The sequence below is a fragment of the Candidatus Chloroploca asiatica genome (assembly GCF_002532075.1).
GTDB lineage: Bacteria > Chloroflexota > Chloroflexia > Chloroflexales > Chloroflexaceae > Chloroploca > Chloroploca asiatica.
The window spans coordinates 48811-60926 of the sequence record NZ_LYXE01000031.1 but is presented as its reverse complement, the minus strand read 5'-3'; the positions used below and the strand labels follow the sequence as shown (position 1 = coordinate 60926).

Annotated in this window: 12 protein-coding genes; 5 read left to right on the top strand and 7 right to left on the bottom strand. The window is 55.7% G+C overall.

What is annotated here, in order from left to right; translation table 11 throughout:
- Window positions 1-70 precede the first annotated feature (70 nt).
- The 5 genes from A9Q02_RS02705 (at window position 71) to A9Q02_RS02685 (ending at window position 2700) form a co-directional block, all read left to right on the top strand.
- Window positions 71-1255: a M50 family metallopeptidase gene (locus A9Q02_RS02705; protein ID WP_097650826.1), complete on the top strand. Its 1185-nt coding sequence runs from the start codon at window positions 71-73 to the stop codon at window positions 1253-1255.
- A gap of 19 nt (window positions 1256-1274) precedes the next feature.
- Window positions 1275-1502: a hypothetical protein gene (locus A9Q02_RS02700; protein ID WP_097650825.1), complete on the top strand. Its 228-nt coding sequence runs from the start codon at window positions 1275-1277 to the stop codon at window positions 1500-1502.
- Complete coding sequence (cas4, locus tag A9Q02_RS02695) at window positions 1493-2011, top strand: CRISPR-associated protein Cas4 (RefSeq protein WP_245860212.1); 519 nt, start codon at window positions 1493-1495, stop codon at window positions 2009-2011. Before A9Q02_RS02700 ends, cas4 begins: the two co-directional genes overlap by 10 nt.
- Before the next feature lie 111 nt (window positions 2012-2122).
- Window positions 2123-2374, top strand: a complete 252-nt coding sequence (locus tag A9Q02_RS02690) for a hypothetical protein (protein WP_097650823.1) — start codon at window positions 2123-2125, stop codon at window positions 2372-2374.
- Window positions 2371-2700: a hypothetical protein gene (locus A9Q02_RS02685; RefSeq protein WP_097650822.1), complete on the top strand. Its 330-nt coding sequence runs from the start codon at window positions 2371-2373 to the stop codon at window positions 2698-2700. Before A9Q02_RS02690 ends, A9Q02_RS02685 begins: the two co-directional genes overlap by 4 nt.
- Window positions 2701-2708: 8 nt before the next feature.
- Here the strand turns inward: A9Q02_RS02685 and A9Q02_RS02680 are convergent, their stop codons facing one another.
- From A9Q02_RS02680 to A9Q02_RS02650, 7 genes are all read right to left on the bottom strand, one after another.
- Window positions 2709-4340 (bottom strand): response regulator, encoded by a 1632-nt coding sequence (locus A9Q02_RS02680; RefSeq protein ID WP_097650821.1) that lies wholly within the window; start codon window positions 4338-4340, stop codon window positions 2709-2711.
- A complete protein-coding gene (locus A9Q02_RS02675) occupies window positions 4337-6415 on the bottom strand; it encodes a hybrid sensor histidine kinase/response regulator (protein ID WP_097650820.1) in 2079 nt (692 codons plus the stop codon). The genes A9Q02_RS02680 and A9Q02_RS02675 overlap by 4 nt, the downstream gene beginning before the upstream one ends.
- A gap of 9 nt (window positions 6416-6424) precedes the next feature.
- Entirely contained in the window at window positions 6425-6796 is a 372-nt protein-coding gene (locus A9Q02_RS02670) for a response regulator (RefSeq protein WP_097650819.1), read from the bottom strand.
- A gap of 45 nt (window positions 6797-6841) precedes the next feature.
- A complete protein-coding gene (locus A9Q02_RS02665; RefSeq protein ID WP_097650818.1) occupies window positions 6842-8764 on the bottom strand; it encodes a histidine kinase N-terminal 7TM domain-containing protein in 1923 nt (640 codons plus the stop codon).
- A gap of 112 nt (window positions 8765-8876) precedes the next feature.
- The gene (locus A9Q02_RS02660; protein WP_097650817.1) at window positions 8877-10055 is read right to left on the bottom strand and encodes a phospholipase D-like domain-containing protein; all 1179 of its coding nucleotides are present in this window, start codon (window positions 10053-10055) and stop codon (window positions 8877-8879) included.
- Window positions 10056-10110: 55 nt separating this feature from the next.
- Window positions 10111-11475 carry an alpha-amylase family glycosyl hydrolase gene (locus A9Q02_RS02655; RefSeq protein WP_097650816.1) on the bottom strand — a complete coding sequence of 455 codons (1365 nt, stop codon included), beginning with the start codon at window positions 11473-11475 and terminating at the stop codon, window positions 10111-10113.
- Window positions 11476-11491: 16 nt separating this feature from the next.
- Window positions 11492-12058, bottom strand: a complete 567-nt coding sequence (locus A9Q02_RS02650; RefSeq protein ID WP_097650815.1) for a TetR/AcrR family transcriptional regulator — start codon at window positions 12056-12058, stop codon at window positions 11492-11494.
- Between the last annotated feature and the right edge of the window lie 58 nt (window positions 12059-12116).

The following is a 12116-nucleotide window of genomic DNA, read 5'->3' as shown; positions in this document are numbered from 1 at the left end:
CAGACTCGCTACACTACTTTGAGTACATCGATCTTATGTGGAGTGATAGGTACCCCGAGGGAGCAAGAAGATGGAGTTACTTACTGCGGCGGCAGCCCCGCTTCAACAGGCAGTCGAGCAAGCAAGCAGCAATCCGATTGTGGCGATTGTTGCTTTTTTGCTGATGCTTGGTTTGCTGGTGGTTGTCCACGAGCTTGGTCATTTTCTGACGGCTATCTGGATGGGCATTAAAGTCGAAGAATTTGGCGTCGGCTTCCCCCCCAGGGCTATGGTGCTCTTTGAACGCAATGGCGTGAAGTATACGCTGAACTGGCTGCCTATTGGTGGCTTTGTGCGCTTTGCTGGCCACGAAGGCGCCGAAGATAATATCTATAGTGGTGGGTCAGGCACCCTTGCGGCTGCACCACCACTGCGCAAAATCGCGGTGATGGTCGCTGGCCCGTTGATGAATCTTCTGCTGGCTATGCTCATCTTTGCGGTGCTCTTTTTCTTTATGGGGGTACCAACCCCTACCGGGCGCCAGTTGATTGGTGAGGTCTTTGATGCTACCCCCGCAGCCGTCGCTGGGTTTCAGGCCGGTGATGAACTGGTAAGCCTCGATGGTCGCCCAGCCATCGACGCGACGGTCATCGGTGACGTCGGACGCAATAATCTCGGCCAGTCGGTCGAGGCCGTCGTCCTCCGTGATGACCGCGAGGTGACGCTGATCGTTACCCCTGGCCCCTGGACATCACCGAGTGGGGCCCAGATTGAGTCGGGCTTTGGTTTTAGTTATGGGCAGGATATCGAGATGGTTGAGGCAGGCCCCATCCAGGCAGCCTGGACGGGGGTGACCCATAGCCTCGATTTGCTCGGACGGATGCTTAATGCCCTGGCAGGCTTGCCTGGCGCAATCTTTGGCATTATCTCGTCAACACCATCACCCGATGGTGAACCAATTGGACCGGTTGGCATTGCACGTGCGACGGGTGAGGTGATCCAGCAACCCGGTGGCTTCATTGCGTTCTGGAATCTGACCGCCGTGTTGAGCCTGAATCTCTTCTTGCTCAATCTGTTGCCCATCCCCGCGCTCGACGGCAGCCATATTGTCTTCTCGGTGATCGAGTTGCTCCGTGGTGGCAAGAAAGTCCCCCCCGAAAAGGAAGCCCTTGTCCATGCAATTGGGTTTGTCGCGCTGATGGGCCTGATGTTGTTGATTACGGTCAATGATGTTATGAATGCGATCCGAGGCAATCCGATCCTCGGTGGTTCGTAGCCGTGGGATAGGGTGACGTATGTCGGTTATTCGTGCGAGTGAAGTAGGTGAGTTTGTCTTTTGCGCTCGTGCCTGGTGGCTCCGACGGGTCGCCGGTCAGGAACCTGCTGGGCACGAGCGCCGGGCCGCCGGTATGGTGCGCCACGCTCGCCACGGACGGGCGGTCGCCCTCAGTCAGGGCGCATGGTGGCTTGGTGTTGCTCTGCTGATCGGCGGAGTGCTGCTGCTGGTGGTAGCGTGGCAATAGAGACCCTCGCTGCTGGTTTGATCGGGTTGGCCTTGCTCGTCCTGGCAAGCGCTGTGCTCCTGCGTCGGCGTACTGGGTTACCCTGGGGTCGGGTGGTGGCCGATGATGTCGGCGAAGGCCGTCGCCTGCAACGCCCCCTCTTTGCAGCAGCATATGGGCTGACGGGCAAGCCCGATTACCTGCTTGAACGAGGTGGATATACGATTCCGGTTGAGGTCAAACCAGGTCGCCAGGCCAGCACACCCTATGACTCTGATCTAATGCAACTGGCCGCCTATTGTCTGCTCGTGGAAGCCACCACCGGACAGGCCCCACCCTATGGTCTGCTCCGTTATGCACAAACGACCTTTCGCCTTGCGTATACGCCGGCAGTGCGCGACGAACTGCTTGCCACGCTTGCCGTGATGCGCGATCTGCTCGATCAAGCCGAGGTTGGGCGGAGCCACGACGAAGCTCGACGGTGTGCGGGCTGTGGGTTTCGTGAGTTGTGTGAGGATGCCCTTGCCTAGCGCCTTTGGCGCAGGCAGTCAAGCCTGTTCTTTTGTTCCGTTTTGGCGGCTTCGCTGCCAAAACGGAACAAAAAAGTTTTTCGGGGAATGCAAAAACAAGAATCTTATGCTATGATACTAATGCGTCGTGACATACGTACTCAACTTCAGGCGCGCCTTGCGCATCGTATCAGTGCTGAGCAACTGGCCAATTGGGCCGTTGATCGCTTTTACGCGCTTGAACAAGGTGCCTTGACGGTTGACGAACATGATCTGCCTCTGTTTCGTACAATCCTTGATGATCTGATGTTCGCTGACTCTCCAGGTTTCGCGCTGGACGACACTGATCTCCAACGGCTTGTCGCCCGGCTTGACGAGTTATGAAAATTCGGTCACATCCCCGGATGACAGGGATCCTCATTGGTGATGAGGTCTACTCGCATCCACATAAGATCTTCGCCCGTGTTGCCGATATCTTCCCTGCTGCCGTGTGTGTCAAGGTTGGCATGCTCTCGATTGAGGAGCCAATGGAGATAACCATGGCCCCTCAACTTTGGCGTGCCGAGGATATCGAGAATCTCTCGGTATGCCGCTATTGCGGCAGCCGTGAGCATATTCGCACGGTAACTGGGACAGGCATACCCTTCCGAGTCTGCGCCGTCTGTAGTCCACCTTCAGAAGAGCCAACTCCGGCACGCTCGGTGGCCTAATACCAAGGTTATTCTTGCAACAGGTAAAGGCTACCAGGGATCTGTTTGCCCCGTTTTTTGCCTTCAGCAGCCCGCTGCGCGACTTCGCCGGGATGACGAAACGTATGTCGTGCGCTGCTGATGACGGTGATGGTGATGCTGGCTAGGGGAAACCTGGTAGGCCGATCCTGGCGATCAACCCCACTGATAAAACCTCGTTGACGCGTTGCTGGATCGTAGAAGAAGGGCGCAGTTGCATCAAAACGAGCGACTGCCGTGCTGCAGATGGCCTCGATGCGGTCGGGCGTGCTGATGACCACGAAATCATCCCCACCAATGTGGCCAACAAAATCATCAGGGTTGCCCATCGTACGAATCGCATCGAGCAAGATCTGTGCTGTGCGCAGAATGACGGCGTCACCTTTGAGAAAGCCATAACGGTCGTTGTAGGCTTTGAAGTTATCAAGATCGCAATAGCCCACAGCAAAGGGTAGACCCTGGTCGATGCGCTGGCTGATCGCCCGCTCAATGGCAATATTGCCAGGGAGACGGGTGGAAGGATTCGCGCCGCCTTCGCGTTCACTCCGCCGCATCGCAGCCTGCACCCGCGCACTCAGTTCCGCAGCACTGAAAGGCTTGGTGATATAATCATCAGCCCCTAATTCTAGCCCGCGCACCTTTTCCATGGGTGAATTGATCGCCGAAAGCAGGATAATCGGGATCAATTGCGTTTCGGCCTGGGCACGCAACCCCCCGAGGGCGGTGAAGCCATCAATGTCAGGCAGCATGACGTCAAGCAGAATAAGATCAAAGCGTTGCTCGCGGACGATCTGCAACACCTCGGTGCCACTATGAACCTGCGTCGTCTGGAAGCCGTCACGTTCAAACTGGGCAGCGATCATCATGGCAATGTCAGGTTCGTCATCAACAATCAAAATGCGTTGGCGCGAGTGAAGCGGGTTATCGCTGGGGCTCAGGTGCTGGGTGAGTAAGTGAACGGCTTGCTCGGGCGCGAGCATCGGGTCAATGAGGAAAGGATGGCGTGTTCCTGTCCAGTGGAACTCGTTGCTCAGCACAGCGAGCACAATCCCTTTGGTTTCGGGGTCTTCACTCAGGATCTGGAGCGCTATTTCAGCCTCGTGATCGACATGCGGATCGACGAGAACAAGGGACGGGCGAACTTCACGGACACGGTCAATGCCGCTGGTCGACGCTTCGATCAGTTCGACGGTAAAACCACGCTCGTGCAGCAACGGAAGAAGCATGGCAGCAGGGCTCGTCGCGGCTGCAATCACGAGAACGCACTGATGACCACCCCTGGACGTGACTGTTTCGACAGGTGGTTGTACCGCTTGCGCAGGGGCAACAGGCAGATCCTGGTAGGTTGTTGTGGTGCTGGCCGCACTATGATGGGCCAGGTCGTCTGGGAGCACGCGCATCTGAAGGTGCGTGCCATCAAACGAGGCTCGTTGCAAAAGGAGGTCGCATACGGTTCGCAGGCGCTGCACATTGCGCTCCAGCGCGGCAAGCAGCAACGCTTGCTGCTCATCAGGCCCATTGCTGAGCCGTCGCTGCAACAACTGCACTGTCCCTTGCAGGGTCGTCAGGGGCGACATCAGCGCATGCGTCAGACGGTCAAGTTCCGGTGGCGTAGCCTTCATCCCTGTTCCTCTGCTGCGAGTACCCGATTGATCGTGTTAATCAGTCGTTCCGAGCCAACGGGCTTCTCGAGATACGCACGAGCGCCAAGTGCCATACCACGGGTGCGGGTATGCTCGTTGAGATCATCGGCTGTCAAAATAATAACGGGAATGTGCGCCATTTCGGGATGCTGATGCATACGATAGAGCACTTCAAGCCCATCAATGCCTGGCATCTTGATATCAAGCAGTACAAGATCGGGTTGCAACAAGTTGATCGCCGCCAGGGCCTCAAACCCATCGTTGGCGTGGGTGACTTGCAAACCGTAGCGTTGCAGCAGACGGATCAGGACCGGACGGACATACGGATCGTCTTCAACAACCAGGATGTGAGAACGCCGCGCCTGGACCGGTTCACCGCTAGAAAAAGCGAGACCCTCACTCCCAGGGACAATCGGTAAGGTGAAATGAAACGTCGTGCCCTGCCCCGCCACACTTTCAAGCCAAATGTTGCCACCCTGTTCTTCCACCAGGGTTTTACTGATCGCCAAGCCCAACCCGGTGCCGCTGAATTCACGTGTACTTGAGCTGTCGAGTTGTTGAAAACGCTGAAAGACCCGCTCGTGGTGTTCGGGTGGAATACCCCGCCCCCAATCCTGCACAGCAAAACAGACCACGTTCTCATGACGCTGCACCCGCAAAAGCACCCGGCCTCCAACGGGTGAAAATTTGATCGCATTCGACAGCAGGTTGATCAAGACCTGCAACGAGCGATCACGGTCGGCCATCACTGCCGGCAGCACTGACGTGGCCTCGACTTCAAGCCTGATCTGCTTTGCTGACGCCAGCGCATGCATATCACGCACCGCACTCTGGCAAAGTTCTTCAGACCTGATTGGTTCACGCCTGAGTTGAATCCGGCCCTGTTCAATTTTGGCAAGATCAAGGATATCATTGATCAGACGAATCAGGCGTTCGGTATTCGCCAAGGAAATAGTGAGCAACTCGAGGTTCCTTGGCGAGAGTTCGCCAGCCGAAGTTGACCGTGGACTGCCTGGTTTGCCGAGGACAAGCTGAAGCGATCCCTGAATGCTCGTCAACGGGGTGCGCAACTCGTGGCTCACCGTCGAAACAAAATCGTTCTTCATGCGCTCAACTTCACGTTCCCGTGTGATGTCGCGGAAGATCAAAATGCGTCCACGGTAACGATCATGGACATCGGTGACCGGGGCTGAAAAACACTGGAGCAAGCGTCGTTCGGGGCTGTGGAGCGCAAACTCGCGCACATCGCGGGCTGTCTGTGAGCCAAGTAATTGTAGCAACCAGTCATTGAAAGTCGTACTCTGTTCAAAAATCTGGGCAAGAAAACGGCTCAACTGTTCAAAACTCTTGCCAATCAGTTCACGTTCTTTGACCCCGAAAAAGAAGCGCGCCCGTCGATTGATCAAGATTGGACGCCGATATTCGTCAATCATCAGGATCGCATCGTTCGTCGCATCAATCACGGCGCGTGTCCGCTCTTGCTCGGCGCGGATCGTCGTAAAGTGATGCATCTGATCAAGCATAAATGTGGCAAGACCAAGCTTGACGTTGAGGCGATCCAACCCATAACCACAATCTTCGGCCAGACTTACTAACGCCTGCTGCCAACCTGTGGGGCGCTGTATGTGCGTTGACCAGAGCACGACGACAAGTGCATAGGCCTTTTTTTCGCCGGTGATGAGCGCCCCACACCCTTCAAATGCGGCGCACTGATCCTGATAGAGATTGAGCAGGGTCGCTACTGATAGCACCCGCGCATCTTCCACCAGCGGCACACGCCAAGGCACGATCTGATCGTGCCAGATGTGCTGATCGCGCATCAAGACGTCAGGTGCCCCGAGGCTATCACCGTAGGCCAGATAACCGCCCGCCTCGGTCTCGACCAGCGTATACCAGATAACTCCGGTACAATGCACTACCTCGCACAGACCCGTGACAAGCGTCCGCTCGATCTGAGTCACGCTCTGACTCCGGGCAAGCTGGCGGCTCACCTGATAGAGAGCGTGCAGCATCTGAGGGGTCAAATCCGACAGACTGGTAGCAGGTGCATCCATAAGCTCTATCTACTGCTGTTGCTGCTCAAGAATATAGGTCATCAACTCAACCAGGCTAAAGACATCAAATGGTTTGACGATATAGCCAGCGGCACCGAGAGCCAACCCGTGTTGCACTTCAGGCTCTTGCGAACGTGCCGTGAGAAAAATAATTGGCAGCGCCCTAGTCGCTGCATCGCTACGGAGCGCCGTACATGTAGCGAAGCCATCCATACGGGGCATCATCACATCAAGCAACGCAACATCAAACCTCTCGCGCATGGCAGCCTCTACGGCAGCCTGTCCATCAGCGACCGCGACCACGGTACAGCCAGCATCTTCGAGGGCGAGGCGCGTGATCAAGCGAATATCTGGTTCATCTTCGGCGAGCAACACCTTCATGGTGCTTCCTCTTCGGTCAAGGTCATACCGCCATTGGTACACACCTTATGAACGGACATCTTCTTCCATCAAGGCCAGTTGGCGGGCAACCTCTTCGATGGCAATCCGTTGCTTGCGATAAAAATCCGACTCACTCATCGCCAGGCGATTGGCGACATCACGAACCGTTTTGCGTTGGAGAAAGCGCCCTTCAAGTAAATTATAGAGCAGCCACTCTTGACCGGAAGGGGCAAGTTGTTCATCGGGGCGCAGATTGCTGATCGCCTGACGGAGCACAACCTGCAAAGCGCGGGTGGGGCTGCCTCCTTGATCCTGGATCACCCGTTTGACCGTACGCAGGCCCATCAGAGGGCTATCGGCAAGTTTGGGGCCACCCCAGAACTGGGTCAACGCATCTTTCACCAATTGAGGGAAATCGGGGCTGAGCACCATCTCGCCATCGGTGGCGGCCAGATCGGGGGCTGTACCCTGTTCGAGTTGACTCACCACATGTTGCAACGACTCCATCTCGGGCGCAAGGCCGCGCAGGGCATCAAAGATGCGCTGCTGCATCTGCACGGTCGAAAGGGCCAGTTCCATCTGATGGGTCAACACACTGATCAACTGGCGCGTCTCGGGCATCAAACTAGTCTCGCTTTGCAACGTTTCGGGCTGATACGCGACCGCGACGGCACCAAGAAAAAGCCCATCGGGGCTATGGAGGGGCAGCAGGCAAAAACCGCCACAGGCCACAAAGGCATCAGTCGGCGGCAACAACCCGCGGCCACGCGGTGGCAACTGTTGCAACTGGGGCAAAAGATCGGGCAACGGACAGTCACCAAGAAACCGCTTGACCTCACGACGCGAGCCACAGACGGCTCGGATACTATACTCGTTCGCGTCGGGCACCAGCACAAACCCTGTTTCGACCCGTAACGCCCCACAGATCGCCACCAGCGAATTCTCAAGCAAGGCGCGCAGATCTGCGCGGGTAAAGGTACTGCGCGGCAATTTACGCAGATAATCAATCTCGTCCTGGTCTTGCATATAGACCAGCGTATCCAGGTAGGGCTTGACGCGGCTCACAAAGAGCGGCATCAACACTGTCATCAACATCACGCCAAAGGTCAGCAGCGTATTCTGCGGAAAGCCGAGCAGGCGCTCAAAGAGGGGCACAACTTGAATAAACAGGACAATCGAAATGCCAATAAAGGGTCCATAGAGCCACCAGCGCAGAAAATCTTGCTTGATCAGGCGATCAGGCAAAAGCACGCCTTGAAACGCGATGCTATAAGTCATGATCGTGATCATCACCGTCACGATGACACTGGCAATCGCTTGCAGAAAGAGCACAACACTGATCGGAACTGCGGCCGGCATCCCAACGACGAGAAACGGAAAGACCCCGATCCCCGGGGCCGCAAAGCTGGCCCCAAGATACATCAGGCGGCGGCGTTGATTGGCGGTCAAGGCACTCCGCTGCGACTGCACAATCGCAACAAATGCCACGACAGCACCGATCACGAAAAAGAGCGCATATGACCAGAAGAGCGGCCCCGGGCGAAACTGAGCAATCGGGCCACTTGGCAAGCCACCCTGCACCACCAGATCGGTCCCGAGGGCAACCAGCAAAAAGAAGATCAGACTCCCAAGATAGGCCAGATAAACGAGGCGGCGGCTGCGCAAGGCCAGTGCCTGAGACTCGCTGATCGCAAAGAGCCCGTTGGCAAGATGAATATAGGCGGCAGGAACCATCGCAATGCCAAGCCACTGGGCTCGGCCAAGGACATCCATTGTGGCCGCACGGGTTGCCCGCGCCAGCAACAGATCGCCGCCATAGACAATGACCACCCCCGCCAGCAGAACCACGAGCGCCCGGGCAATATCATTGCGCCAGTTCTGCATGGCGATATAGGCCAGAAGCGAGAAGGTAACAATAAGAACTACTGCCGCGAGGAGCAGATTGAGTTGCTCAAGAATTGCGATCATGGCACGCTCACCAGATCAGAAGCACTGTCAATATCAGCATGATGCTCTGCTCGATTATACCAGTTTTAAGCATATGTCCGGTTGGGGCACGGCGCTGCCGTGACCCCGCAACCTAATTGCAACGTAGCGGATTGCGCGCCTGCGTATAGACTCGCGCAAATTCTTCTTGATACCCCGCCGCAAGCGCCGCATCATTGATGATCAAAAGATTCTCGTCATTCACATTCTCGGCCCGTGCCGTGAAGTTGTACGAGCCGGTGATGACAATCCGCTGATCAATGATGATCACCTTGTGGTGCATGGTATAACAATTGCCGTCTTTGAGCACATCAATACCAGCATCAAACAAGCGATCAAATTCCGATCCAATTCCAGCGGCATTGCGATTTTCAAAGACAACTCGTACGGGAACACCTGCCTGATGGCGTTCAACCATCGCCTCACCGATCTCATCAGCCGTGAACGAAAAGGCCATCACATCAACACTACGTTCAGCTTCAGCCAGATACGCCACAATGCGGTCACGCACCGGTTCAGTTGGCGAAAAATAATTCTCGATCAACACATCGCCCATCTGGATCGTTGGATAAGGCGTAGCGCCCCTCTTGCGTTTCCCAAAATCTCCGTCAGCCATCCGCTCGAACTCGGCACGATAGTTGGCCACGAGCACGGGGATGGTGCTACGCAGAATATTATTGTTGTTCCGGTAGGTATCATTGATCGTCGGATTCCACGAACCAGTCCAGACAATGCGCTCATCAATCACAACAAATTTGCTGTGCAGAAAATTACTACTCTCTTCCCAACTGATCGGAATCCCTGCATCCTCCACAATTCCGGCCCATTTCGCCATCACTGGATTTTCGAGGTTGCCACGGTCAAGCGCCAGGCGCACCTTCACTCCCCGTTGCCGAGCCGCGACCAGTGCGTCGGCAAGACTCGTCAGATTGTACTCAAAGCTGGCAAAGTCAATGCTCTGCGTCGCCGACCGAAGATCAGCCAGCAACGCCCGTTCATGCGCCGGGGCAAGTCGGTTCCGTGGCACATCAGGATAGACGAGTTCGGGGGTGGTAAAAAAGACCTCGAGCGAGCCAGCATCAGTCGCAATGATGGCCGCTGGCTGCGCAGTATGCTCCAGGCCAAACCAGGCCGGATCAAGCCCCACCCGACGCAACAGCGGATTGAAAACACCCTGGCTAAACAAGTAGCCGAGGGTAACCAGTCCCACCACAAGCAACAGAGCCCAGAATGACGAAGACGGCGAGCGCCGACGGGGTTTTGAAGCAGACATACCCAATCCTTCAGCGATGTGTGTGCGGTTGTCTGCTTCATTATATGCCAGATGGTTAGGTCGCTGAGGCCCTTGTGAGCAGACTCGCCCACCGAGCGGGCACGTGAAGGGTGACCCGACCTTCGTTGACGATCAGGTCGCTACCCTGGTTCAGCCAGTCCATCAGCACGGTTCCGTTGGGTAGCTCCATCGGCAGCACGAGATCCACTGGTGAAGCAGCTGCATTGACCGCAACCAGCGCAAACTGCTCGTGGTAGCGGCGGACAAAAGCGAGTTGCTCGGCAGCAACATGCACCTGGGTGTAGTCGCCATAACGAAGGGCTGGCAAACGATGGCGGCAATCAGCCAGAAGCGCCAGGGTGTCGGCTAGTTCAGGGTACGGCGCCTGCACCCGTGCTTCTGGCAGACGTAACTGCGGGCGGAGGAGCGCGTCATCATCGCTCTTCACGCCACCATACCCCCACTCACTCCCATAGTAGATCGCTGGCACCCCAGGTATCGTCAAGAGCAACGCATAGATTGGGGCGAGATGCGCTGGCTCAGCCAAGATCGAGGCCACACGCGGTACATCATGATTATCAACAAAATTGTAGAGCGGCAGCCCCCGGTAGACACCCTCTGACCCATATTGCCGCTTGAGCGAATGGGCAATTTCAAAGTAGTTGTGATCATTGTGGCTTGAGTAGAGACCCTTGTAGACTTCGTAGTTTGTTGTTGCATCAAGCATGTCGGGGTTGGCGATACGCCGATAATCACCATGGACCTGCTCACCCATCAACCAGAAATCAGGTTTGCGTGCTTTGCAAACCTGGCGCAACTCACGCAGAAACTCCAGGTCAAGCAGTTCGGCCACATCAAGCCGCAAACCATCAAGGTCAAATTGCTCGATCCAGTTCTGCACCGCCCCAAATAGATGCGCCCGCACCTCTGCATTGCGCAGGTTAAGTTTCACCAGATTAAAGTATCCATCCCAACTCGCATAACTGAAAGGATCACCGTAAGGGCTCCGTTGACTAAAATCAATCTCCACAAACCAATCCCGGTAGGCCGAAGCCTCCTGGTGCGTCAAGAGATCGCGAAACGCCCAGAAATCACGCCCAACATGGTGAAACACACCGTCAAGGATCAGTCTGATCCCATTGCGATGCAGTTCATTGGCAAGCTCTGCCAGCATCGCGTTCGTACCAAGGCGCCGATCGAGGGTATAGTAGTCAACGGTGTCATATCCGTGACTGGTTGACTCAAACAAAGGCCCTAGATAGAGTGCGTTCACGCCAAGCGTGCGCATCGGTTCAATCCAGTCGTGGAGCTCGCGCAACCGTGGCGCAACACTCCCATCAAAAGGGTTCGTATGCGGCGCACCACACAGGCCCAACGGGTAGATATGGTAAAAGATGGCGTCATGTGACCAGTGAGTCATTATGTAGATCCTTAAATTATGAATAGATACCATGCGAAAACTGGTGAACTGTCTGGTAGACAACAGTGTCATCAAGGTCACCAAATCCGTTGAGCGCCATCGTTACCCGGATATTGATTGTGCCAAGCAAGGTGGCGGCATAAATACGCTGCCGTCCACGCATGTTGCCATGATCAGCGGTAGCCCATGCAAAAAGCTCCTCAACCAGGCGATGTTGCTCCTGAATACATGCCACAATGATCTGGAACGCCTCCCCCGTCGTAGGCCCAAACCAGAGGCCTAACATCAACCGATAGACGACAGGTTCTGTGCGCGCAAAGCCAAAATAGATATGTACAAGCTGCGTCAGTGTGTGCGGAAGATCGCCCCTGTAGGTCGTCACTTCAGCGAGTTGGGCCAATAAAGGCGCGATACGCTCTTCGACGAGCGCCGCAAGCAGACCCTGCTTACTCCCAAAATAATGGTAGAGGGTTGGTTTCGTGATCCCCGCAGCCGTGCAGATCGCTTGTACCCCAACCGCATCATAGCCACGAGAAGCAAAAAGGTCGAGTGCGTGCGCTAAAATTGCTTGACGGTTATCCATATCAGCCAGTATACCACTCGGTATACTGGCTGTCAACCCCCAAAGAAGAACTGGGTGT